Source organism: Pseudomonas crudilactis (assembly GCF_013433315.1).
Taxonomy (GTDB): Bacteria; Pseudomonadota; Gammaproteobacteria; order Pseudomonadales; family Pseudomonadaceae; genus Aquipseudomonas; species Aquipseudomonas crudilactis.
The window spans coordinates 1-22,421 of sequence record NZ_WXVV01000033.1; the positions used below are offsets into that span (position 1 = coordinate 1).

General features: G+C 58.4%; 24 protein-coding genes. 11 read left to right on the forward strand and 13 right to left on the reverse strand.

The genetic code is table 11. The annotated features are described in order from the left end of the window. Window positions 1–129 precede the first annotated feature (129 nt). The 5 genes from GTU76_RS27390 to GTU76_RS27410 form a co-directional block, all read right to left on the reverse strand. Window positions 130–591 (reverse strand): DUF3574 domain-containing protein, encoded by a 462-nt coding sequence (locus GTU76_RS27390; protein WP_175554092.1) that lies wholly within the window; start codon window positions 589–591, stop codon window positions 130–132. Between the two features lie 121 nt (window positions 592–712). Beyond that, window positions 713–2,242: a hypothetical protein gene (locus GTU76_RS27395; protein ID WP_180700025.1), complete on the reverse strand. Its 1,530-nt coding sequence runs from the start codon at window positions 2,240–2,242 to the stop codon at window positions 713–715. Window positions 2,243–2,386: 144 nt separating this feature from the next. Continuing rightward, on the reverse strand, window positions 2,387–4,768 hold the full coding sequence (locus GTU76_RS27400) for a DUF3772 domain-containing protein (protein WP_180700026.1): 2,382 nt from the start codon (window positions 4,766–4,768) through the stop codon (window positions 2,387–2,389). Window positions 4,769–4,936: 168 nt separating this feature from the next. Continuing rightward, window positions 4,937–5,167, reverse strand: a complete 231-nt coding sequence (locus tag GTU76_RS27405) for a hypothetical protein (protein WP_175554095.1) — start codon at window positions 5,165–5,167, stop codon at window positions 4,937–4,939. 100 nt (window positions 5,168–5,267) lie between these two features. After that, window positions 5,268–6,173 carry a LysR family transcriptional regulator gene (locus GTU76_RS27410; protein ID WP_016986816.1) on the reverse strand — a complete coding sequence of 302 codons (906 nt, stop codon included), beginning with the start codon at window positions 6,171–6,173 and terminating at the stop codon, window positions 5,268–5,270. A gap of 155 nt (window positions 6,174–6,328) precedes the next feature. On the opposite strand from GTU76_RS27410, the gene GTU76_RS27415 reads away from it, so the two are divergent. The 7 genes from GTU76_RS27415 to GTU76_RS27445 all read left to right on the forward strand — a co-directional run bounded on the left by GTU76_RS27415 (window position 6,329) and on the right by GTU76_RS27445 (window position 11,983). After that, window positions 6,329–6,754 carry a VOC family protein gene (locus GTU76_RS27415; protein WP_026000724.1) on the forward strand — a complete coding sequence of 142 codons (426 nt, stop codon included), beginning with the start codon at window positions 6,329–6,331 and terminating at the stop codon, window positions 6,752–6,754. Between the two features lie 112 nt (window positions 6,755–6,866). Further along, window positions 6,867–8,123, forward strand: a complete 1,257-nt coding sequence (locus GTU76_RS27420) for a cation:dicarboxylate symporter family transporter (protein WP_180700027.1) — start codon at window positions 6,867–6,869, stop codon at window positions 8,121–8,123. A gap of 133 nt (window positions 8,124–8,256) precedes the next feature. Next, window positions 8,257–9,360 (forward strand): alkene reductase, encoded by a 1,104-nt coding sequence (locus GTU76_RS27425; RefSeq protein ID WP_180700028.1) that lies wholly within the window; start codon window positions 8,257–8,259, stop codon window positions 9,358–9,360. Window positions 9,361–9,406: 46 nt separating this feature from the next. Next, window positions 9,407–10,150: an SDR family oxidoreductase gene (locus GTU76_RS27430; protein WP_180700029.1), complete on the forward strand. Its 744-nt coding sequence runs from the start codon at window positions 9,407–9,409 to the stop codon at window positions 10,148–10,150. 81 nt (window positions 10,151–10,231) lie between these two features. Next, window positions 10,232–10,618 (forward strand): nuclear transport factor 2 family protein, encoded by a 387-nt coding sequence (locus tag GTU76_RS27435; RefSeq protein ID WP_180700030.1) that lies wholly within the window; start codon window positions 10,232–10,234, stop codon window positions 10,616–10,618. 65 nt (window positions 10,619–10,683) lie between these two features. Next, window positions 10,684–11,121 (forward strand): SRPBCC family protein, encoded by a 438-nt coding sequence (locus GTU76_RS27440; protein WP_180700031.1) that lies wholly within the window; start codon window positions 10,684–10,686, stop codon window positions 11,119–11,121. Between the two features lie 115 nt (window positions 11,122–11,236). Then, entirely contained in the window at window positions 11,237–11,983 is a 747-nt protein-coding gene (locus tag GTU76_RS27445) for a methyltransferase (RefSeq protein WP_180700032.1), read from the forward strand. On the opposite strand, the gene GTU76_RS27450 is transcribed toward GTU76_RS27445, so the two are convergent. Next, window positions 11,943–12,710, reverse strand: a complete 768-nt coding sequence (locus GTU76_RS27450) for an AraC family transcriptional regulator (protein WP_180700033.1) — start codon at window positions 12,708–12,710, stop codon at window positions 11,943–11,945. The genes GTU76_RS27445 and GTU76_RS27450 overlap by 41 nt on opposite strands. A gap of 108 nt (window positions 12,711–12,818) precedes the next feature. On the opposite strand from GTU76_RS27450, the gene GTU76_RS27455 reads away from it, so the two are divergent. Continuing rightward, entirely contained in the window at window positions 12,819–13,718 is a 900-nt protein-coding gene (locus tag GTU76_RS27455) for an EamA family transporter (protein ID WP_180700034.1), read from the forward strand. Here the strand turns inward: GTU76_RS27455 and GTU76_RS27460 are convergent. Next, window positions 13,656–14,228, reverse strand: coding sequence for a GNAT family N-acetyltransferase (locus tag GTU76_RS27460; protein WP_246376156.1), 573 nt, complete (start codon window positions 14,226–14,228; stop codon window positions 13,656–13,658). The two genes, GTU76_RS27455 and GTU76_RS27460, sit on opposite strands and share 63 nt — an antisense overlap. A gap of 380 nt (window positions 14,229–14,608) precedes the next feature. On the opposite strand from GTU76_RS27460, the gene GTU76_RS27465 reads away from it, so the two are divergent. Further along, window positions 14,609–15,205 carry a DJ-1/PfpI family protein gene (locus GTU76_RS27465; protein ID WP_180700035.1) on the forward strand — a complete coding sequence of 199 codons (597 nt, stop codon included), beginning with the start codon at window positions 14,609–14,611 and terminating at the stop codon, window positions 15,203–15,205. 8 nt (window positions 15,206–15,213) lie between these two features. Here the strand turns inward: GTU76_RS27465 and GTU76_RS27470 are convergent, their stop codons facing one another. The 3 genes from GTU76_RS27470 to GTU76_RS27480 form a co-directional block, all read right to left on the reverse strand. After that, complete coding sequence (locus GTU76_RS27470; RefSeq protein WP_016984831.1) at window positions 15,214–15,372, reverse strand: DUF2986 domain-containing protein; 159 nt, start codon at window positions 15,370–15,372, stop codon at window positions 15,214–15,216. Between the two features lie 145 nt (window positions 15,373–15,517). Next, the gene (locus tag GTU76_RS27475; RefSeq protein WP_175554102.1) at window positions 15,518–16,426 is read right to left on the reverse strand and encodes an alpha/beta fold hydrolase; all 909 of its coding nucleotides are present in this window, start codon (window positions 16,424–16,426) and stop codon (window positions 15,518–15,520) included. A gap of 66 nt (window positions 16,427–16,492) precedes the next feature. Next, window positions 16,493–16,954 (reverse strand): VOC family protein, encoded by a 462-nt coding sequence (locus GTU76_RS27480; protein WP_016984833.1) that lies wholly within the window; start codon window positions 16,952–16,954, stop codon window positions 16,493–16,495. 110 nt (window positions 16,955–17,064) lie between these two features. On the opposite strand from GTU76_RS27480, the gene GTU76_RS27485 reads away from it, so the two are divergent. Then, window positions 17,065–17,547, forward strand: coding sequence for an anti-virulence regulator CigR family protein (locus GTU76_RS27485; protein WP_180700036.1), 483 nt, complete (start codon window positions 17,065–17,067; stop codon window positions 17,545–17,547). Between the two features lie 138 nt (window positions 17,548–17,685). Here GTU76_RS27485 and GTU76_RS27490 read toward each other — a convergent pair whose 3' ends face one another. Together GTU76_RS27490 and GTU76_RS27495 are read right to left on the reverse strand one after the other, a co-directional pair. Then, window positions 17,686–19,227 (reverse strand): methyltransferase regulatory domain-containing protein, encoded by a 1,542-nt coding sequence (locus GTU76_RS27490; RefSeq protein WP_180700037.1) that lies wholly within the window; start codon window positions 19,225–19,227, stop codon window positions 17,686–17,688. 140 nt (window positions 19,228–19,367) lie between these two features. Continuing rightward, entirely contained in the window at window positions 19,368–19,877 is a 510-nt protein-coding gene (locus GTU76_RS27495; RefSeq protein ID WP_180700038.1) for a GNAT family N-acetyltransferase, read from the reverse strand. 264 nt (window positions 19,878–20,141) lie between these two features. Between GTU76_RS27495 and panB the strand changes: the two genes are divergently transcribed. Beyond that, the gene (panB, locus tag GTU76_RS27500) at window positions 20,142–20,957 is read left to right on the forward strand and encodes a 3-methyl-2-oxobutanoate hydroxymethyltransferase (RefSeq protein WP_016984837.1); all 816 of its coding nucleotides are present in this window, start codon (window positions 20,142–20,144) and stop codon (window positions 20,955–20,957) included. Here the strand turns inward: panB and GTU76_RS27505 are convergent. Next, the gene (locus GTU76_RS27505) at window positions 20,945–22,354 is read right to left on the reverse strand and encodes an aminotransferase-like domain-containing protein (RefSeq protein ID WP_016984838.1); all 1,410 of its coding nucleotides are present in this window, start codon (window positions 22,352–22,354) and stop codon (window positions 20,945–20,947) included. The two genes, panB and GTU76_RS27505, sit on opposite strands and share 13 nt — an antisense overlap. Between the last annotated feature and the right edge of the window lie 67 nt (window positions 22,355–22,421).

Genomic DNA, 22,421 nt, shown 5'->3' on the forward strand with positions numbered 1-22,421 from the left:
ATCAGGCTGCACAGTCACAATGGCTACCGAACTCCGGTGGACATGGAGGCCCTGGCGGCATGAAAAAGGGTAAAACCCTATAACCGTGTCCAGTATCGTTTGACCAGATCAGGTGAGGGGCTTCTGATTCTAGAAGGACACCTCCGCCGGCTGCGACAACCGCAGTACCGACAAATCCCCGGTAATACGCTTGTAAGCCAGTCGAATCGCTTCGATGCTGGCCCCATTTTTCGCACTGTTCTCATGCAGGATCACAATCACCTTGGTGCTCAAGCGCTCAGGCTCTTTCGCGCCCTTGTCCCGCCATTGCCCATACGCGTCGAACACACTGAAACCATCAGGAAACCGCGACGTCACCTCCTGATCAAGAAACTCACGCCAGCGCGCCGTGCTGACCGCACCGTCCTTGCCATCGATCGAACCCACGGAGAAGTACAACTCGGTGCGAATCCACTGCGCCTGCGCGGGCCGCGAGGCATCGCCTTGCAGGGTCGAACCGGCGGGATCATGGGTGTGAACGGACGCAGGAGGAGGGCTGGCACAACCGGCGACGGCGAGGAATAAAGCCGCCAGGAAAAGACGTTGAGGCATGGAACATCCTTATTGATCGTTAGGAGAACCCATCGAGTATAAGGTTGCGATTTGCTGGCCAATAAAGACCTAAAAAGCAGGTTTTTAGGCGCTTCGGGAATAACCCTCGGCGCCTGAAAATTCACTCGGCCTGTTCTATCTTGAACTGGCCGTAGCCGTCGACCTGGCCAAGGTCGACCGGGACAAACATCCCATAAGTCTGCAGGTACGCGTAGAGGGCTGTAATCTTGCCTAGATGGTAGTCGTCGCCGGTGCAATTGAGCACTTTTGCCATTCCCTTCAACGATGCAAAAAGCTCGCTTGCGGTTTGTTCCGACTCGACCTGGCAGTCAAATCTCCTGTCGAACCGCTTGGGGGATTGCTGGTATCTGGCACTTTCCCGCTGCGTTGTGAAACTCAAGTGTGCGCCGACCGGCATATTGGCCCAGTCGCCCTCGAAGCGTAGATCGGTAATGGTGTCGGTTTTCAGTTGAATGCCGTCCCGGTCATTGACGTAATCCACTTTCGCCAGCTCGGTCAGCCCACGAAAACTGAGCCTGACGGATTGGCGTTTTGCGTCGCTGTAGCGTTCGGTCAGTTGTGTCCCCGGCTCGTAGGGCAGATAAGTGGTATCACGACTCTGTCGTCCCACTGCCCGCCATCTCGCTTGGTTTTCATCAATATACGAGGCGTAGGGGGTCAGCAGGATCTTCTGCTTGTTGGCCTCGTTGAAATCTTTGAACGACAAGCGCAGTTGCTGGAGGCTTAGCTGCGGAGCAGGCAACTTCAACGCTTCGATGGATTTCAGAACCGAAGCCGGTAGAGCTGGAGCAGGTAAGACAAAAGGCGTTTGCTCACGTCCCAGGTAAGGCGGGTATTGCTCCAGTGTCTGTGGCGAACCACACGCCAGTTTCAGCAATTGGCGCTCTTCGGTGCCGAGGGCTGGCGAAGCAACGGGCTGCTGCGTAGTCAAGACCTGACCACCCATCACGCGACTTTGCTGATCAAGGTAGAAAGTACTCAAGGAGGTCAACTGTTGCTGCGTACAGTCGGCGCTCCAGCGCTGCCGGGTGTGGGAGTAAAGATTTTTTGCGCGTGGCATCAGTGCTTCAGCGGCCGGAACCCGGGCCGACCAGAAAAACAGCTGACCCTCCCTGCGATTGAGGCTGGCACGATCTATCAGTTGCCAATCCTGATGATCTGGCGCCGCAATGATTCGCCACTGAGGGATCGGCGTTTGCGCGCACACCTGCTTGAGCTGAGCACTTTTCAAATAGCGTTCTTTTTCTTCTGGAGGCAGTTGTCGAGCCTCTGGCGTTTTACCTCGAGGGTCAGCCGCGTAAGGGACCATTCCTACGGTGCTGAGATACGCCATTTGCGCATCGGGTAACTGACAATCAGCATCAAACCGCGCCATGGAGTGCATTTTTTCGCCCTCCACCGAAAGGACGATGTAGGTCACGTGATTGCCTTCACGTACGATGGAATTGATCTGCGGTGGAGCCAGCAAAGCGTTGTTGAAGACGCTCAGGCCTGGCAGCTCGGCCTTTGCTTCTGTCTGTTTTGCGGGTTGTGCTTGTGGCTGTTTGACTGGCGAGCTCTGGCATCCCGAAAGCCCGAGGGCAAGACCAAGCAATGGCAAACAACTGAAACGGCGAATCAAGGCATCCATGCGGGCACACACTAATGGCAAAAGTGATGGCACTTTAACATGTTCGCCGTTCTGGCAGCATTCGCGACAGTCTGTTGCAGGCAGATATCAGTCCTTTATAGCTGTAGTTTATTTCTCCACCGAAGCGACCTGCCGTATCTCGCGCTAAGCACTCGGCGATTTCGCCAATGCGATTTCGGCCGCTCCCAACCGCTTGAGTATCTCGAACAGCAAATCACTTTTGGTCACCCCGACAATCCTCGGACTGCCCACGTAACCGGTGACCGTCAAGGTAATCCCGTCCGGCGATAACTTGCTGAAGCGTACGAACGGGGCGGGTTTATCGAGGATGGTTTCGTTCTCCCTGTACGTGTTGAGCAACAGATCCTTGACCTCTTCGGGATCGATATCCAGCGGGAACACCAGTTCCAGTGACGCCACGCCTTGCGCGCTGCCGCCCAGCGTGACGTTGCGCAGGTTCTGCGAGATCAGTTGCGAGTTGGGCACGATGACGATCGAGCGGTCGCTGAGCTGGATTTCCGTGGCGCGCACATTGATGCGGCGGATATCGCCTTCGACACCGCTGATGCTGATCAAGTCGCCGACCTTCACCGGTCGTTCAGTCAACAGAATCAGGCCCGAAACGAAGTTCTTCACGATCTCCTGCAAACCAAAACCGATGCCTACCGACAGCGCACTGACGATCCACGCGAGATTGGTCCACTGCACGCCCAGCGACGACAGCGTCAGCAGAATCACGAACGCATAACCGATGTTGGAAAACAGCGTGCTCAGCGAAGCGCACATGCCCGGGTCCATGTCGGTCTTGGGCAGGAATTCGTTATCGAGCCAGCGACGCAGGGCGCGGATCAGCCAGATGCCGATCATCAGCGCCAGCACGGCATTGAGCAGATGGCCGGGGACGATGTTCAGCTTGCGCAACCCGGCGCCGCCAAGGATCGCCATGATGTTGCTCGCCAGTTGCCCGAGCGTGGTGCCGATGCCACCGACAAACAGGGCGATGACCGCCAGCAGCAACAGCGCGGCACGGCTGAAACCGGACAGCAGAATCGAGATCTGATCGAGTCGTCGATCACCGATACCCAATAACTGTTTGAGCGCCTTGCCGCTCGCGTGCCGTGGCGAAAACACGTGCTCGCAGACGTCCCTGATCAACTGGATCAGCAGGTAGAAACCTGACAAGACAATGTACGCCCACACCAGCTCATAACTGATGAACCTCGCCAGCGACACGTAGCCAGCCAGCAGTGCGATCGTCGAGACAAACATCGAGATGCTGGCAATGGTGTAAATCACCCCGGCAAACGTACTGTTCGCCGCCGCATCATTGGCCGCGACCAGCGCCTTGTGCACCTTGCCGACGCGCAGCAGCAGGACCGTCACGATCGCCAACACGACGATCGAAATGACCCCGCGTCCGGCGATCACGATCTGGCTGCTCATGCCGGTGGCGTTGCTGACCTGCACCAGCGTTACCAGCACCAGTAACGTGCAGGACAGGATGCGCGGGTAGGGCTTGAGCGCCAGCGCGACCTGATCGGCAATCGCCGGTAGGCGCCACGATGGGTGCTCGGTCGACAGCAACGCGCGGCTCAACCCGGTGAGCAGAACGCAGGCATACACGACCTTCTCGAACTCTTCGGAGAAAGTTTCCAGCACCGGCGGCAAAGGCTGGTGGCGGGTGCAGGCGTAGAACAGCAACTGCAAGGCAATGCCGGTGGTGGCGATGGTTGCCAGCGCCGAGGCGAACGCCAGTGCACTGCGGCGCAGACGTCCCTCGGGCATGCGGTAAATGCACACCCAGGTCAGACCGCGTTCCGCCAGCCTGCGGCCAAATGTCCAGATGATCAGCGCCAACGCCATCAGCACACTGGTGTAGAAACGTTCCCCTGGTGCCCACACGGTGGCCCAGGTGTCGCGCACTTGCGCGACGAAAAAGCGCAGACGCTGACGATCATCCTCGGACGGACTCACCACTGGCGACCAGAAGCTCGGGCTCAGCACGCTGTCAGTGCCCAGCGTCAGCTCACTTTCCAGCAGTGTGCGACGGATGCCGGCGATCTGCGTAATCAGATCAGCCGCACTCTGCTTCAGCGCTGCCAAGCTCTTCAACGTGCCATCGACCTTGCTCTTCTGCTCGGCCAGCGACGCCCGTTGCGCGACGATGTCTGCCTGCTCAGCCGCCAGATCGGCATCCGGCGCAGCCCCCAGCACCCCCAACTGCACCGCCAGTTGCGCCTGTTGCGGCAGCAACGCCGCCGACAACCGGTCGACATCCAGAATAAACGCCTGCACCCGATCCTGCGGGCCTTCGAGCTGGTTGTAGTTGTTTGCTGCGGAAATCTGTTGCTTGAGGCCGTCGAGGCGTTGTTGCAGCGCCTGCAGATCGCTTTGCGAAATCACCGGCAGCGGCGCGGCAGCGGCGGTGGTGGCCGGCGCCGGCAAATCGGCTGCCCATAGCGTCGGACTACCGCCAACCAGCAGCATGAATACGACAAAAAACAACGACTTCAATGTGTTGCGCATGGGAGGGGCGGCTCGAATGGATCGCACAGTCTATGAGGTTAGGTGATCGAGCCAATCGGGGAGGAAAACTTTCCGGCGGAGCAGGGCAGGTGCGCAGCGCTTCCAGACGAAAAAAGCCCGACGGATGAGGTCGGGCCTTTCTTCGGGGACTGCGCTGGAGCGCTGCATTCAGACAGCGCGACGTTCGAGCAAACGGTCTGAACCGCCTTCGGCCACTGCATCGCTGAACAGCGGATCGGTTTCGGTGGCAGCTACTGCATCGCTGAACAGTGGGTCTGTCTGGGTCGCGGCGGCGACTGCATCGCTGAACAGCGGATCTGTCTGGGTAGCAGGTTCAGCGGCGAATGCATTCAGGGCGAACAGCGAGAAAGCGATGCTGAGAAGGGCTTGGCGTTTCATGAGTATGTGCTCCGAGGTGTAGTGGGTTTGTCTGGAGCCGATCTTACGCCGCGCTGGTTATAAGAGAACTTCATTGAATTAATGGTTGTTATTGATGCAGTTAATGATCCTGTTTTTTGAATCCATTGGGGATTGAACCGGGATTCACCTGAGCACTGATCAACTCGGCCAACATCCGCACAGGTTCGGTGAAAGTCTTGCGAGACCGGTGCACTAGCCCAATATCACGGTGAAAGGTGTGCTGCCCGAGGTCGAGCACCCGGACACCGGCAGGCCATGCAAAGTCAGGCGCCGTTTGCGGCACCAGCGCCACCCCGACACCGTTCTCGACCAGTTTGATAATCGCCTCCAGCTCATCCAGCTCGCAGACCTCACGCAGGGTGAAGTGCATCTGCCGCAGAAAGCGGTCGACCTGCCTGCCGCCAAAGGAAGATCGGTCATATCGAATGAACGGCTGGCTGGCAAGCAACTGGGTCCAGTCATCTCCCGGCATATCACGCGGCACGATCAACCGGTAAGGCTCCAGTGCCAGCGTCGTCCAGCGCAGGTCACTCTGCAGAGAAAAGGGTGGGCGGATGATCACGGCCATGTCGATCTCGCCAGCATCCACCAGGTTGACCAGTTCCATCGATAAACCCGGCACTACCCGGGATCGGCACTGCGGGCAATGTTGGTGAAACTTTGCCAGCGCATCAGGCAAATAAGAGCGCTGCACCGAAGCAATCGCGCCAATGTTGACCAGCACGCTGGGCGGCAGTCCCACGGTCGTCGAACCGAGGCTGTCGTAGAGCCTGAGCAGTTCCTGCGCTTGCAGAAGGATCTGATGGCCCATTCTGTTGAGGTGCGCCGAGCGCCCCTTTCTGTCGAACAGCTCGAAGCCGAGTTCGGCTTCCAGGCGCTGGATCTGTGCGCTGACGGCGGCCTGCGTGAGGCCGATTTTGTTGCCGGCAGCAGCGAAAGTACCTTCGCGCGCGACGGCGATGAGTGTCTTCAGTTCTTTGATCATTCATAAATATTAATTGTGATTCTAAGAAATATATATTGATTTTTATGTTGGGTATTCCGCCCTAGGATGTTTTCCATCCCCGGCAGCGGCTGAACCCAAGGCGCCGATGACGGCAGGAATGTTCGCCAACCCATAAAAACATGATCGGAGTTCTGATGAGCCTCTCGCCTTTCCACCTCGCTATCCCCGTTTACGATCTGGCAGCAGCGCGCACCTTTTACGGTGAAGTCTTTGGACTTGAAGAAGGGCGCTCCAGTACTCAATGGGTCGACTTCGACTTTTATGGCCACCAACTGGTCATTCACGAACACCCGAAAACCGCGTCCCAGGAAAGTGTTCACAGCAACCCGGTCGACGGTCACGACGTTCCGGTTCCGCACTTCGGCATCATTTTGGGCTGGCAACAGTGGGAAGCATTGGCTGAACGGCTGAAGTCCTTTGGCACCGAGTTTGTGATCGAACCGTACATTCGCTTTCAGGGGCAGGTTGGCGAGCAAGCCACCATGTTTCTCTTTGATCCTTGCGGCAACGCTCTGGAATTCAAGGCTTTCAAGGATATGAGCCAGCTCTTCGCCAAGTGACAAACGTCATGGCACAACCCGGTTGTGCCATTCGGTCTCAAGTGAGCTGGAAGCTCATGACTCTAGCAACTGCCCTTAGCGCAGACCTTTCATTCCAACAAAAAGGCTAGACATGAAACGTATTCCCTTGGTGTGGCAAATCGTTGCCGGGCTGTTGCTTGGCGTGCTCGTCGGTTGGTATTTCAATACCCATCCGCAGTATCAAACATGGGTCAGCGCGGAGATCCTGAAGCCTCTGGGCGACATCTTTATCAAGATGATGAAGATGGTGGTGGTACCGATCGTGTTCTGCTGCATGATCCTGGGCATAGCCGGCGGTGGCGATAACAAGTCGTTTGGCCGCATGGGTATCAAATCGCTGGGGTATTTCTTTGCGATTACCGCGCTGGCGATTGTGGTCGGCCTGTGTTTCGCAAATATCTTCGAGCCGGGTACCGGCACCGATATTTCCGGCCTGTCCCACGGCACGGCATCGATCAACATGGAGCCATCAAAAGGCGCGCTGGTGATCTTGCAGAACATCGTGCCGGACAATGTTCTGGTGGCGATGTCGGAAGCGAAATTGCTCTCGGTGCTGTTCTTCGCCGTGCTGTTCGGCCTCGCCCTGAATGCGCTGCCGAGAGAAAAAAGTGCACCTGCCATTGCGCTGGTCCAGAGCATTTCCGATGCGATGTTCAGAGTTGTCTCAATCGTCATGGCCTACGCGCCGATTGGTGTCTTCGGCATGATCGGCGCGACTGTCGCAACGTTTGGTTTCGCCTCGCTGTTGCCGTTGCTCAAGTTGATCGGCGTGGTTTACCTGGCGCTGGTGGTCTTCGCCTTGGTGATACTCGGTGGCATTTGCTACTTGATTGGCGAGAACATTTTCAAGTTGATCCGCTACTTTCGCAGTGAACTGATTCTGGCGTTCTCGAGTGCCGCATCGGCCGCCGTCATGCCGCAGTTGATGACTCGGTTGGAGAGCTACGGTGTGCCGCGTCGGATCGTCAGTTTTGTGGTGCCGGTGGGTTATGCATTCAATCTGGACGGCGCTTCGATCTTCCTCGGGGTTGCGACGATTTTCGTCGCGCAGCTCTATGGCATCGACCTGTCGCTGTCTCAGCAGATCTTGCTGGTGGTGACGATGGTGCTCACCTCGAAAGGCGCGGCGGGGGTGCCCGGTTTTGCCATCATCATTCTTTCCGCGACGTTGGCTTCAGCCGGTCTGCCCTTGGAAGGCGTGGCATTGATCGCGGGTATTTTCAGGATCATCGACAGCGGTACGACCACGCTGAACGTATTGGGCAATGCCATCGCACCGCTGGTGATTGCCAAGTGGGAAAGAGCAACGCTTGAACCTGCACGCGTTCGTCCAGGGGCCGAGGTGTGAGTCTTTAACCGCGAGTCGGTACGACGCATATCTGCTGTTTATACCGCACTGATAACGAGTGCTCGCCCGCTAACAAAGGGGCGTTTTTTTCGGTCTTTTTACTAGACGACCGGTCTATTGATTTGGAGTGTTTATGATTGATAACGTTGTTGATACCGACCTTTTTTCACCCATGGACATGGGTGCGCTGCAGTTGGCCAATCGCATTGTCATGGCGCCCGTCACGCGCAGCCGGATGGCTGACGACGGCGTGCCTAACGAAATGCACGCGACGTATTACGCCCAACGCGCCAGTGCCGGTTTGATCATCGCCGAAGCGACAAACATTTCCGCTCAGGGGCGCGGCTATGCGATGACCCCGGGAATCTGGTCGCAAGAGCAAGTCGCCGGGTGGAAAAAGGTCACCGATGCCGTACATGCGGCCGGCGGAAAAATCGTCAGCCAGTTGTGGCACGTCGGGCGTTTCTCCAGTGTCGAGTTGCAGCCCAATGGCCAAGCACCGGTCGCGCCTTCGGCGATCAAGGCTGAGGGCAGCACGTACACCGAGAAAGGTTTTGTCGAAGTGTCGATGCCGCGTGCGCTTGAGACCTCGGAAATTCCGGGAATCATCGAGCAGTACAAACTGGCTGCCGAGAACGCCAAGCGCGCCGGTTTCGACGGTGTGGAAGTGCATTCTGCCAACAGTTATCTGCTTGACCAGTTTCTGCGCGATTCGACCAATCAGCGCACCGATCAGTACGGCGGCTCCATCGAGAACCGTGCGCGGCTGACGCTGGAAGTGACTGAAGCGGTGGTTTCGATCTGGGGCAGCGACCGCGTTGGTATCCGACTCTCGCCCGTAACGCCCGATGCCGGCAATACGCCGCCCGACAGCAACGTCATGGCGACTTATGGCTACCTGATCCAGCAACTCAATCGATTCAATCTGGCCTATCTGCATTTCGTCGAAGGCGCCACGGCCACTTCGCGCACCGTGCCTGCGGGCGTGGATCTGGACGCGTTGAGTGCGCAGTTCGAAGGCGCGTTCATTGGCAACAACAATTACGACCTGGCGATGGCGCTTGAGCGTCGGGCGCAGGGCCGTATCGACGCGGTGGCGTTTGGTCGCTTGTTCATTGCCAACCCCGATCTGGTGGAGCGTCTGCGGCGCGGTCTCGAACTGACCATTGCCCCGCGCGAGAGTTACTACGGCGGGGGCGCGAAAGGCTACATCGATTGGCCCACCGCCAACGCCTGAATGACTGCCCGGACGCAATCGCATTCACTGTAAATAGGAATGGAACATGAACTATCTGCACAACAAAGTCGCCATCGTCACCGGCGCATCTTCCGGTATCGGGGCGGCAACCACACGGGCGCTGGCGGCTCACGGCGTTCGCGTCGTGGCCGCCGCGCTGGATGAACACGGTCTGAATACGTTCGTCGCCGAGTTGCGTGAAGCCGGTCACGACGTGGCCGCTTTTACCACTGATGTGACCCGGCCGGATCAAACCCGGGCGCTCGCCAGATTTGCGCAGGACACCTATGGCGCTGTCGACATTCTGGTGAACAACGCCGGGCTGATGCTGTTCTCCAATTGGGTCGATCTGGCCGTGGCGGATTGGGACAAGATGATCGACGTGAACATCAAGGGCTATCTCAATGCCACAGCTGCCGTGCTGCCAATGATGCTGGAGCACAAGTCCGGGCAGATCCTCAATATGGACTCGGTGGCCGGCCATCAGGTCGGGCCAGCGGCGGGTGTTTACAGCGCCACCAAATTTTTTGTGCAAGCCATGACCGAGTCCATGCGCAAGGAGCTGGGCGTGCAGCACGGCATCCGCGTCAACACGGTCAGCCCCGGCGTTATCAATACCGGCTGGGCGGACAAGGTCAGTGATCCACAAGGACGCAAGGCCGCCCAGGAACTGAACCGCATCGCCATCGCACCCGACGATATCGCGCGTGCCGTGATCTACGCGCTCAACCAGCCGGACAACGTCACCGTCAACGATCTGATCATTTCGCCGACGCGCCAGGATTGGTAACCGTCGGCTGTTCCTGCTGTCGGGTGCCAATTCTGGCTCCCGGCAGCCTTTGTCACTCACCCCCAACGATAGGAAACAACCATGTCCAAGAACATCAAAGCCGTGCCGACGGCTGAATACAACGCTGTGATCGCCACCGCCAGTCAATACGTAGAAGGTCTTCGCATTGGCAGCGCGCAAGGCGTGGCTCAAGCCTTCCATAAAGAGGCAGTGATGTACGGGTTCACCAACGGCGAACTGCTCGGCGGCCCGATCAAGAACCTGTTCGATTTTGTCGAGAAGAACGGCGCTGCCCCCGAGATCAGCACACGCCTTGACGTGCTGGCGATTACCCCGACCACCGCCGTGGTGCGTGTGGATATGGAAACGGATGCAATTGGCGCCGACTACAACGACTACCTGACTTTGATCAAAATTGACGGCGTCTGGAAAGTCATTGCCAAGGTGTATCACCAGTTCGAGGGCTGAATACCAATCGGTCCCGGCAGCCGGCTGCCGGGATCGGCAAATGACCCACTTCAAGGATTCATGTTATGCCAATGGTCGAATTTTCCGCTGTCCTGGACGGCGATGCACATCGGGTCTGGAACGTGGTGAAGCAGTTTGGCGAAATCCAGCACTGGCATCCTGCGATTGTGAGTAGCCATATCGAAGGCGGGGGCGCTGAAAGGGTGGGTTGCATTCGCACGCTCGCGCTGACCGATGGGGCAGTTGTCAGAGAGCGTCTGTTGTCGGTTGATGACTCAGCGTTAATGCTGTCCTACCGCTTTGAAGAGGCACCTTTGCCGCTGGATAATTACGTGGCCGGCGTGAAGCTGGTGGCTTTGACCGGACAAGACAAAACGCTCCTCAGTTGGTCGGCGAGTTTCGATGTTCGAGAGCCGAATGACGCTGAGCACTATCAGGCACTGATCCGCAGCCTGATCGTCGACGGTCACAATGGGCTGCAGGCGTTGCTCGCCCAGCATTAACAACACACGGTTCACACGCCCTCATTCCCGCAAGGAATGCAGGGCATAAAATTAATGAATTTTTCTTATCTGGCGTCTCGGCGTAGTTTCCTCTGAAACAACAAGGAGCCTCGTCGTGAACCCAACGTCAGCAGAAAAATTCGACACTTCCCGCGCCAGCGAATACGCCCGACAAAGTCGCATCGCCCTGGCCGGCTATGACGCCTGTCACGATCTGGCGGCCTGCATGTTGGCGGCCAGTCTCGGTTCGCGGCCGGCCAACATACTGGTGGTCGGCGCGGGCGGTACGGCGCAGGAAATCATTGCGATGGCGGCGCTGGAGCCGCAGTGGCGTTTCATTGCAGTTGATCCTTCCGCGCCGATGCTTGAGGCCGCCGTGCAGCATTTGGAGGCCAACGACTTACTGCATCGGACGCAGGTTCATCTCGGGCACGTCGAGGACTTGCCAACCGATGCGCCATTCGACGCGGCGACATTGATCGGCGTGCTCCATCATCTGAACGGTGATGAACCCAAGCGCCAGATTCTGCAAGCGATTCAAGCGCGCCTCAAACCAGGCGCGCCGCTGATTGTCGCCGGCAATCATTACGCCTATGCCAGCCAACCGTTATTGCTGGAGGCGTGGGGGCAGCGTTGGCGGCAGCAGGGTGCAAGTGCGGAAGAGGTGAAGGCCAGGCTGGGCAAGATTTTGCAAGGCGCCGACCCGCCGCATTCCGAAGCGGCGGTTCAGGCGTTGTTGCATGAGGCCGGGTTTGGCGAGTCGACGCGGTTTTTCAGCAGTCTGTTCTGGGGCGCGTGGCTGACGTGCAAAACCAACGCCACTAAAAGTAGCGACTCGGCACTTCCCCCAACACTTGCTTGAATACCGTCGCAAACGCACTGGAACTGCTGTAGCCCAAGTCCATGGCGACCTGTGTGACCGACTGACCTTTGCCCAGCATGACAATTGCCGCCAGCAGGCAGGCTTGCTGCCGCCACTCGATATAGCTGATCCCGGTGTGCAATCGAAAATGTCGGGTAAAGGTGCGTCGACTCATGCCCGCACGTTGCGCCATGTCGTCGATACCGACCTGCAAAGAAGGCTGCTGCAGAAACGCGCGGCACACCGTCGCCAATCGAGGTTCCGCCGGCAACGGCGCATTGAGCGAAAGCGCGGGCATGCTGGCGATTTCGTGCAGCAGCAAGCCCATCAAATAGCCGTCATGGCCTTGAGTTGAATAGCGCGCGGGCACATCGATGGCTTTCATCAGCAGTAGACGCAATAGCGGCGACACATCGAGCACCTCGCATTGCCCCGGTAGTCCGAGGCGCTGCGCCGCTTGTTTGCGGATATAGGTGTTGTGCAGCGTGACAGGCCCGCGCATTTGCATGGAGTGGGGCAATTGCGCTGGCACCCAGATGCCGCGTTGCGGCGGCACGACCCAGTTGCCGTCATCGGTAAAAACGGTAATGACGCCGCTGGCGGCATAGGCGAATTGACCGCGCTGATGATCGTGCAGCGGGAACAGCGTGCCGTCCGCGTAATCAATGGCGGTCACGACGGCATCGCGCGGGGTGTTCTGGTAAGGATGGCGGCTGATTTCTCTCATGGCCCGATTCTAGTGAAAGTTGGCCTGTGACTGAAAGCAGGCCAGGACAATTACCGGCATATTTCTCCGCGCCCGAGTACTTCCGCTCGGCGCCGGGAAAGATTGACCATGCAAAAGAAGCATCTTGTACTCGCCGTTCTGGTGACAGCTGTCTGGGGATTGAACTTCCCCGTGACCAAACTCGGACTGGCCGCTATCGACCCGCTGTTGCTGACCGCACTGCGATTCACGCTGGCGGCATTGCCATGGGTGTTTTTCGTCGAGCGCCCACGCGTAGCGTTCCACTGGCTGGCTGCTTACGGACTGATTTTCGGCGTGGCGATGTGGGCGTTGATCAATCTGGGCATCGCGTGGGGTGTGCCACCTGGAACCGCATCGTTGCTGATCCAGTTCAGTGCATTTTTCACTTTGGGCTGGGGCGTGGTTTTTTTCGGCGAACGTCTGGGGCGGCTGCAATGGCTTGGCACTCTGTTGGCCGCCGCCGGCCTGATGGGCATCATACTGAGTCGCCCCGGCGACGCATCGACGGCGGGTTTGGCACTGGTCATTGGCAGCGCCCTGGCGTGGAGCATTGGCAACGTCGTGATCAAGGTCTCGAAGGTGCGTGAGATTTTTGCGTTTGTGGTGTGGGCGAGCGTGTTCCCTCCCATCCCGCTCATGCTGCTGACATGGCTGTTGCATGGCACCGCACCGTTCACCGCATTGCCGTCGCAGCTCAATGCGATAACCGTGTTTTCGCTCGCGTTTCAGGTCTATGCCGCGACGCACTTCAGTTATTGGGGATGGAACTTGCTGTTGCGCGAATACCCGATGTCGCGAGTGGCACCGTTGTCGCTGTTGATCCCGGTGTTCGGGATCTTCAGCTCGATGGCGATCTTCGGCCAGTATCCAAGCCTCTTTGACTGGCTTCCGATCTCGCTGGTATTAGTGGCGATCCCCTTGGGATCAGGGCACGTGCACGCCATGCTGCTGCGCCTTCGTGTTCGCCAGCCACAGTGCCTTGGATAACCCGTAGCACTTGCACAGGGCAGGTGCCCCGGAAAGGTTCAATTCGGCGTCATACAAGTGCCCGGCGCCGATTTTCAACAGCGCTTTTTGCGAACGAAGGTTGGCGGGGCCGATGTGGAAATAGACGGTGTCGTAGACCTTGAATGCATGCTCCAGCATCAATGCTTTCAATTCACGATTGGCATCACCACCCCATTTATCCCGTACCAGAAAGGTGTAGCCGATGGCGATACTCTCGGGTTGATCGGGCGGCGTGTAGTAACTGGACATTCCCACGATCTGACCTGACTCGAGACCGATGACGGCGAGTGCTTTTGCGCTGGCCAGTCGTGCGGCGAAGTACGCTTCAAACACTTGCCGTTCATAGCGATCGCTGGCGGGGTGGCCGGCCCAGATGAGCGAATCACTGGCGGCCAGGAACAACGCTTCAAAGTCACTGGCAGCCAATGCCCGGAGCTTCAGGGTGTTTCCATATAGAGCGGGCTGGCAGTCGAAGTCGCCTAAAGGCATGGTTTGCGTTCCTGGTCGAACTGGGGAGTGTGGCCAGTTTAGGGCGAGGAACGGTTAAGCAAAGATCCAATTCGAGGGGGATTCATGGGGCCACTCGGTCTGAGAACTCAGCCTGATGAGTCGGGGTTTTTATCCGGCAAATCATCTGCCTTATATCATTCTAAGCAACGCAGCTTTGATAATGGCTTCTGAACGTGTTGACGAATTCATCTTCCGGGTGAACTGTTGACGTCAACGCTGGTGACGAAGCGAGTGATGCAGCTTCGGCCGTTGCTGTTGTGAGCTTGCGGACCCGCGCCAATGTATCCATGACAATTTATTGATTGTCTTGATTCGTCGATTCTACGATGAGCCTCCGGTTATCTGGTTTGAGGCTCATCATGCACATCGCCATCCTGACGTTTGAAGGTTTCAACGAACTCGATTCGCTGATTGCGTTCGGCATTCTCAACCGGGTTCAACAGCCGGGTTGGCGCGTGTCTATCGCCAGCCCCACGGCAAAGGTGCAGTCGATGAACGGCTTGACGATTGAGGCGCAAGTATCTCTGGAAGAAGCTTGCGACGCCGATGCTGTGCTGGTGGGTAGTGGAAGATTGACCCGGGATGTCGTCGCCAATGCCGAATTGATGTCGCGTCTGCGCTTTGATCCTGCGCGCCAGCTCCTCGGCTCGCAGTGCTCTGGCACGCTTATCCTGGCCAGGCTGGGACTGCTGAACGACGTTCCCGCCTGCACCGATCTGATCACCAAACCGTGGGTCGAGGAGGCCGGCGTAGCGGTGCTGCATCAACCGTTTGCAGCCAGCGGCAATGTCGCCACCGCAGGCGGCTGTCTGGCCTCGCAGTATCTGGCGGCCTGGTTCATCGCCCGTCTTGTCAGTGTGGAGGCCGCGCGCAATGCACTGCATTACGTGGCGCCGGTGGCGGAGAAAGACCTCTACACCGAGCGGGCGCTGGCCAATATTTTGCCGTTCTTGTAAGGCTGCGATCAGCTCTCGCTGGTACCGACGGATTGCGCAGCGGCTTCAGCTTCCAGTTTCGCGCGGTCAGCCTTGCTGATGTATTTGGGCTTTTTCGGCGCGAGTTTGGCGCTGGCCTTTTTGGCCTTTTCCTTGAACAACTGCTTGAGTTTCTTTTGGCGATTCATGTTTTCTACCCGGTCTGCACGTTTGAATATCGGTTAGCGAAGGGCGTAAACGTACACATCAATGGACGAGCCACGAGATATGCACTTTGCCCTCAAAAAGGGGCGAATCCTGACGTAAGCCTCGGGCCAAGGCAATGCCCATTCCTCACATGGCGATAAAGTCGCGCACAGCCTTGATGGTTGGCGCCGGGGCTTCTTCCATCAACCAATGGCCCGCCGCCGGGATCACCACCTCGGTCACGTTATCTGCGGCATTGCGCATGACGATCGCTTCGTTGTTGCCGAAGGACTTTTCACCGCCCACGGCCAGCACCGGCATGCTCAAGTGTTTCTGCAGGACGGGAGCGTTGTCGAGAGCATCCTGACGAATGCTGCGAAACTGGGCGAACGCAGCGTGCATCGCGCCGGGGCGGGCGTAGAGTCTGGCGTAGTGCTGGCGAGTGCCTTCATCGACTTTGGCGGGGGTGCCGGCGAATTCGTTCCAGAAGCGGTCGAGGTAGATGCGTTCGCGCCCGGCAACCAGGCGCTCCATGTCCGCACCGCCGAAGTCGAAGTGCCAGAGCATCGGCGAACGAACGATGTCGTTCCACGGGGTGATGCCAGGCACGGGTGCATCCATCACCACCAGGCGCTCGGTCAGCTCGGGATAGCGCGCGGCGTAGGCGAATGCGACCATGGTGCCGATGTCGTGACCGATGACCACCGAATGCTTGATCTTCAATGCGCTCAACACTTGGCGAATGTCGCCGGCCTGAGTCTTCTTGTCGTAGCCGCCCTGTGGAATCGAAGACAAACCCATGCCGCGCAGATCCGGTACCACCACGGTGTGATCGCGGGCCAGATCCGCCGCCAGCGGCGCCCACATGTCGCCGGTATCACCGAAACCATGCAGCAGCACTACGGCGGGGCCTTTGCCACCAACTCGCACGTGCATCGTCGCGCCTTCGACTTTGATGTCTTGAGTATGGAAGGTCGGCGGGAAGGGGACGACGTCGGCATAAGCCTGGAAACTCAAGGCAATAAGGGCGAGGGTGGTCAGTAGCGGACGAGTCATAACGAAGTCTCCAGGTGTACGGGGGATGGAGACAGCGTAGACGTATCGATCAGGGCTGGTGGAGTTTCATCTGGAAGCAAACGCCGCCTCGATAAACGCCCCCAGCGCCCGCTCTTCAAGAATCTCGATCGAGAAATGTCCGAAGCGTTTCGGCAGCCAGATGATGCGCGTCCCGGACGGCGATTGCAGGTTCTCGCGAGTCAGCGGCTGGCCGTTTTCGTCCTCCGGCTGAACCCCGCTGGCGACCAGTTCGTCGTAGGCCAATTCGATATCAGGGGTCGTGTAGCAATGACGGTAAATCATGCCTTCGCCCACCGTATCCAACAGTTCCTTGAGATTCCCCGTCAGCGGCTGGACCAGCATGAAGCGTTCCTGACCGATCAACGCGACGGCATAGCGCACGTGCAGGCCCCCGCGATTCCAGATCTGCGTTGTGGAGATCCGCGCCTTCAGTATCTGCGCGTAATAGGCGCAGGCTTCTTCAAGGTCTTTGACCAGTACGTCGATGTGGCTGAACTTCAACTCCATGAAATAGCTCCTGTCGGGCGGTGTCGATGGGCTGGGCGGAATCGACGATCGGCCAGCCTGAATAAACTAAGCTGATGTGTAACGTCAAGAGAACACAGGAACATCCCACCATGAAGGCGCGCCGCAAGTCACGCACGTTGATTGCAACGATTTCTTCCCTGGCCCTGGTATTCAGTTCAGCGATGGCATTGGCTGATCCCGGTAATGGAAAGGGCCAGGGCAATGGCAATGGCAAGGGTAATTCGCAGAATGTGCAGGGCCACGGTAATCAGAAAGGTAACGGCAACAAGGGCAACAACTCGGGTGGTGACTGGAGTCATGGCCCAAGCATCGATCGCGGCAATGTGCTCGGGATTGTTGGCGGCTACCGCGACTACTGGAACCCGGGGCCTGCGCTGCCACCAGGCATTCAAAAGAATCTTGCACGCGGCAAGCCACTGCCGCCCGGTATCGCGAAAAAGCTCGATGGACGCCTGGTCGGTCATCTGCCGCATTACGATGGCTACGAATGGCAGCAGGTGGGCACGGATCTGATCCTGGTCGCGCTGGCAACCGGGCTGATTTATGAGGTGCTCAACGGTGCATTTGATTAAGCCGTATCGCTGAGAATGGCTCGAAGCGAAGTTCGCGCCCGCGCCGCCGTGGGCTTTTTGATAACAGGCACTGGTGCGTGCTGATGGCGCGAGTGGCAGCGGATTCCCTGTCTGCACCACTGCGCGCCACCACCGCGATCAGACGATTCTCAACGCGCTCAGCACGATCAGTGATTGTTCGGCGAAGGCCTGGGCCTGTTCGGTCAGTGCGGCGATGTTGGCCTCGGCGGTGGTCAGCGGTTTGCCGTCCTTGACCAACACTTCGTTTTGATCGGCGATGACGCTCCACGCCAGTTGCGCCCATTCTGCCGGGTGCTGTTTGCCTTGGCGGATCGCAATCAGGAACAGTTGCTGGAAGCGAGTGACCGTGACGCCACCACCGGTAACCGGACTGCTCAACACCTGAATGTTGGCGTTGAACAGCGCGCGCTTGCACAGTTGCAGGTTGAACGCGGCGCAGCGTTCGTACACCAGCGCCTCGGCGGCTTCGCTCTGGCAAGGGGCTACCGCGCCCATGCTGACCAGGATGGCGATGGCTTGTTCCAGATCGTCGTAGACCATTGGCGACACCGCATCGAGCAACTGCTGCATCGTTCTGGCTTCATACGTCTGGCCCGCGAGTGCATCGAGGACCGGGCCGTAAATTTCTGCTTGCAGTGACGCTTCGCCAGCGGGGCCGGTGACGCTGGACGCTACGGTTTCTGCCGGCTGCATCAGGACAAATCGCGTATTGAGCATGCGCGACCGGCGCTCGGCAGCGCTGAGTCGGTTGGCACCACGCACGTACAGATCACGACGGAAAGACTGATTGACGAAGTAGTCGCGTGCCTGCTCGCGCATCACCGGGTGCTCGATATCGTCGAGAAAGGCCAGGGCTTCGCCACTCAGATTGAGTACATCGACCCAATCCAGCGGCACCGCTGTCGTGACGTAATCGAGCTTGGCCGGGGCCAGCGCGTCGACCATGTCGGCGAAATACATGCAGTTCCAGTCGCGATTGAAATATTCGTGGGCGACGTATTGGCGGTCCTGACCTTTGATGGTCTGCAGCCGGGCGCCCAGACTTGGCGCAGCAATGGCGTACTTGGGGTTGGCCGCCAGCAGCGCTTCGGAAAACTGCAGCGCGGCATCGATGCGCTGATCCGCCCGCGTCGAGTGACTGGCAAAGCGGTCATGCAGGCTGAACAACTGGCGCAACGGCGCTGCTGGCGACCAGCCCGGGAATGCGTTGTAACTGACGTACAGATGACCACCCGGTTTGAGATGGCGGCGGGCGAATTCGACAATCAGTTTCTGGTTGTCGCGGCTGACCCAGGTCCAGATGCCATGCAGGCTGATGCTGTCGAGTTGCGGCAGATCATGGCGCGCCAGCAGTTGCTCGAAACTGTCGTCGTACAGCTTCGCACCGTTGTTGCCAAGTGATGCGAGTTCAATGGCATGGGCCGCCTGACCGGGGTGGAAGTCCGTACCGACGAAACCGGCAGGGCTGGCTGTGGCGTGAATATTGATTGACACACCCTGACCAAAACCGAGTTCGCAGTGGTAACCGTCGGGATTGTCCAGCCCGGCAAAGCCGCGCAACAACAGGCAGTAACGCTGGAAAACCGGATTGATTTCCCGGCTATAGCTGTAGGTGTAGCCTTCGTCGGTGAAATAACCTTCGTTCCAGGCATTGCTCATTGTTGCAGCCTCTTGAATCGTCATTGAAAGTAGCTTTATACGGGACGGACTTGCATCGTTGAAACCTCTCGCTGTCCACACAGGATGTTGTCGGCAGGATGGGACCATTCGATAGGGTTCATGCGGATATTTCGCAGGGGTTATTGATGATCGGACCTGGGCGCTCCTGACAAACGCACGCCCATCTCAAGGGTACGGGTCTCGAAGCCGAACTCGGCATATATGCGCACCGCGCGCTCGTTGAAAGGCCAGACCGTCAGGCGCAAGTCCTGTGCATTCTGTTCTATGGCCCAGTCTTTAACCCGTTGAATCAGCGCGCGGCCAATGCCTTTCCCCCAAAACGGCTCGGCCACACAGACCGAGCCGATGCGAACCACGCTCTGTGGCTGCATCAGCGGGCCGGAACTGGCGGACAGATTTGCTGTGATGAAGGCGGCGGGTTGATCACCAACACTGGCGATGAAGACAATCTGCCCGGGCTTCTCGAAAACACCGGACCAGTGCGGCAAGTCGCGGGCAAAATCTTCGGTCGCGGCCGCGTAGATATCGGGGCGGGCGGCGTGGTGTACCGAGTTGAGCAATTGACCCAGTTCGCACATCGCCAGAGCATCGGCGACAGTGGCTGTGCGGTAGCTGATGACTTCTTCCATGAGAAAAATTGTTCCTTGGGTGAGTTCATAAGCTTCGCATCCTGCGGTAAACAGCGAAATAAATCATCCCGGATCCTGCGGGCATTTCAACGAAGCCGGATGCGCCTGGGTCGCTTTTTCAGGCAAATCTGTGCATTGAATGTTTTTACGTCTGGCGAATAATCGAGCGCTCGAAACCTTTGGGATTGAGCACTGTATGGAAGATTTTCGCGTTGATTTCGACGACATTTATCGTTTACGGACGGCTGCCTCAAGGAGTCGCCCATGAGCCTGCATACCCGCACCAAACGCCTGACCGTGCCGCAACTGGTTGCCATGAAAGGCCAACAGAAAATCGTCTCGCTGACGGCGTATTCCAGCAGTATCGCCAAATTGATCGACCCCATCGTCGACTTCATTCTGGTCGGTGATTCGACGGCCATGGTCGGTTATGGCCGCGCCTCGACGCTGAGCATGCAGCTCGAAGAAATCATCGGCCATACGCGGGCCGTGGTCGATAGCTCGCGTTTGGCCTGTGTGGTGGCCGACATGCCATTTGGCAGTTATCAGGAATCCCACGAGCAAGCCTTTCGCAATTGCGCGCAGGTGCTGGCGCGGACCGGTTGCGACGCGGTCAAACTGGAAGCCAACAAGGCCTTGGCGCCGACGGTCGAGTTTCTCGTGGCGCGCGGGATTCCGGTCATGGCCCATGTCGGCTTGATGCCGCAGTTCGTCAATGTCATGGGCGGTTTCAAGGCTCAGGGCCTGACCGCTGAAACCGGTGCAGTGATTGCCGAAGATGCCCGGGCCAATCTCGACGCGGGCGCCTTCAGCCTGTTGCTCGAAGGTGTGGCGGAGGGCGTGGCGCGGCAGATTACGCTGGACTCGAAAATGCCCACCATCGGCATCGGCGCTTCACCGGCCTGCGACGGGCAGGTGCTGGTCACCGAAGATGTACTCGGCCTGGGCGGTGAGCATCTGCCGCGTTTCGTCAAACGCTACGCCGATGTCGGTGCGGTGATCAGCGAGGCTTGTGCGCAGTTTGCCGAGGATGTGCGCCATGGCCGGTTTCCTGAGGCGCGGCATTGCTATGGACTGTAGACGCGGTTTTCTTCGGTGATCGCCTGCGCCAATCGTTGCACCGCGTGGGCGATGTCCTTGTCCCAGTCGAGGCTGTAGCTGAGGCGCAGGTACTGTTTCCAGGCGCCTTGCTGGCTGAAGATTTCGCCGGGGGCGATGACGATTCGTTCGGCCAACAAGCGCTCGAACACAGGCTGCATGTCGATCGGGCGCACCGCTTTGAGCCAGAAGCTCGCGCCACCGTGCGGGACGACGACCTGCCACTGGCCGCTACCGTGCTCTTCCAGCAAGGTTTGCAGCTGTTGCATGCGCTTGAGCAACATCGCTCGCAGCGTTGTCAGGTGCAGGTCAATGCGCCTGGAGTTGTAGAGTCTGGCAATCGCTTTCTGCCGCATCGACGAGAGGCGAAATCCGCGCTGCATAAACAGTCGATGAAGTTGCGCGGCCTGCTGGCGACATAACACGTAGCCGTACGGCGCTTCGCCGCCAATGATCTTGTCGAATGTCGAGAACACCAGCAGCTTGTCCGGGTCGGCGAAGTCGCGATAACGCGCGGCTGACTCGGAGAAACTCAATTCGCCCCACGTATCGTTTTCAAACAACCAGATATCCCGCTCGGCCAGCCAGCGACAGATCTGCTGTTTATCCTGCGCTGGCATCAACTGGCCCTGAGGAATATTCACCGTGGAGGAGAGCACCGCCAGGCGCACCGGTTCGCGTGTGAACAGTTCGTTCAGCGCGGGCAGGTTGAAGCGGCCGTCATCGCCGAGGGGCATTTCGATGACGCGAATATTGGCCGCCTGCAACTGGCGCAGAATCGCCCACGAGCAGGGCGATTCCACCAGTGCCACGCTGCCGCCCAGATTCAAGGCACTGAGTGATAATTCCAGCACGCTGCGCAGGTCTGCGCCGATATAGACGTGCTCGGCCTGCCAGTGGTTGTGAGCGGAGCGGGTGTAGTGTTCCGCCAGGGCCGCGCGCAATTCCGGCTCGCCGAGGGGCTGATAGAGCGGCGCGTGCGAGCGCGGGTATTGGCGGGTCAGTTCGCGCTCCATCGTCAACAACGGACCTTGCAGCGACAGCAGCATCGCCGGCGCATCGCTGCTCAGGGCCAGCATGCCGGGCTGACGGGCGCTGGCGAAGACGTGGTCCAAAAGATCGCCGGCGTTGGCGGTCACTGGCGCCGCCGCTATTGACCGGGTGAAATAACCAAACCTGGCTCTGGCGTGGATCCGGCCTTCGTCCTCGAGCAGTGCGTAGGCGTATTTGGTTGTCGACACCGAAACGCCGAGGCGCAGGGCCTGTTGTCGCAGGGACGGCAGTTTCTGTTCAGTTGTGCCTCTGGCCGCCTCGATCAGGCCAAGGAGGTAGTGGTAAACCGCCTGATAGGCGAATGAAGCGTCCTTGCGTACCGTCAATGCTGTTCTCCTGTTTTGCCTCGATTTGCCAGTGCATGGAATGACGCTGCGTTGCGTGCAGATCCTT

Coding starts and splice junctions, on each gene's coding strand:
- GTU76_RS27390 (WP_175554092.1), bottom strand. CDS start 591: ATGCCTCAACGTCTTTTCCTGGCGGCTTTATTCCTCGCCGTCGCCGGT.
- GTU76_RS27395 (WP_180700025.1), bottom strand. CDS start 2,242: ATGGATGCCTTGATTCGCCGTTTCAGTTGTTTGCCATTGCTTGGTCTT.
- GTU76_RS27400 (WP_180700026.1), bottom strand. CDS start 4,768: ATGCGCAACACATTGAAGTCGTTGTTTTTTGTCGTATTCATGCTGCTG.
- GTU76_RS27405 (WP_175554095.1), bottom strand. CDS start 5,167: ATGAAACGCCAAGCCCTTCTCAGCATCGCTTTCTCGCTGTTCGCCCTG.
- GTU76_RS27410 (WP_016986816.1), bottom strand. CDS start 6,173: ATGATCAAAGAACTGAAGACACTCATCGCCGTCGCGCGCGAAGGTACT.
- GTU76_RS27415 (WP_026000724.1), top strand. CDS start 6,329: ATGAGCCTCTCGCCTTTCCACCTCGCTATCCCCGTTTACGATCTGGCA.
- GTU76_RS27420 (WP_180700027.1), top strand. CDS start 6,867: ATGAAACGTATTCCCTTGGTGTGGCAAATCGTTGCCGGGCTGTTGCTT.
- GTU76_RS27425 (WP_180700028.1), top strand. CDS start 8,257: ATGATTGATAACGTTGTTGATACCGACCTTTTTTCACCCATGGACATG.
- GTU76_RS27430 (WP_180700029.1), top strand. CDS start 9,407: ATGAACTATCTGCACAACAAAGTCGCCATCGTCACCGGCGCATCTTCC.
- GTU76_RS27435 (WP_180700030.1), top strand. CDS start 10,232: ATGTCCAAGAACATCAAAGCCGTGCCGACGGCTGAATACAACGCTGTG.
- GTU76_RS27440 (WP_180700031.1), top strand. CDS start 10,684: ATGCCAATGGTCGAATTTTCCGCTGTCCTGGACGGCGATGCACATCGG.
- GTU76_RS27450 (WP_180700033.1), bottom strand. CDS start 12,710: ATGAGAGAAATCAGCCGCCATCCTTACCAGAACACCCCGCGCGATGCC.
- GTU76_RS27455 (WP_180700034.1), top strand. CDS start 12,819: ATGCAAAAGAAGCATCTTGTACTCGCCGTTCTGGTGACAGCTGTCTGG.
- GTU76_RS27460 (WP_246376156.1), bottom strand. CDS start 14,228: ATGCCTTTAGGCGACTTCGACTGCCAGCCCGCTCTATATGGAAACACC.
- GTU76_RS27465 (WP_180700035.1), top strand. CDS start 14,609: ATGCACATCGCCATCCTGACGTTTGAAGGTTTCAACGAACTCGATTCG.
- GTU76_RS27470 (WP_016984831.1), bottom strand. CDS start 15,372: ATGAATCGCCAAAAGAAACTCAAGCAGTTGTTCAAGGAAAAGGCCAAA.
- GTU76_RS27475 (WP_175554102.1), bottom strand. CDS start 16,426: ATGACTCGTCCGCTACTGACCACCCTCGCCCTTATTGCCTTGAGTTTC.
- GTU76_RS27480 (WP_016984833.1), bottom strand. CDS start 16,954: ATGGAGTTGAAGTTCAGCCACATCGACGTACTGGTCAAAGACCTTGAA.
- GTU76_RS27485 (WP_180700036.1), top strand. CDS start 17,065: ATGAAGGCGCGCCGCAAGTCACGCACGTTGATTGCAACGATTTCTTCC.
- GTU76_RS27490 (WP_180700037.1), bottom strand. CDS start 19,227: ATGAGCAATGCCTGGAACGAAGGTTATTTCACCGACGAAGGCTACACC.
- GTU76_RS27495 (WP_180700038.1), bottom strand. CDS start 19,877: ATGGAAGAAGTCATCAGCTACCGCACAGCCACTGTCGCCGATGCTCTG.
- panB (WP_016984837.1), top strand. CDS start 20,142: ATGAGCCTGCATACCCGCACCAAACGCCTGACCGTGCCGCAACTGGTT.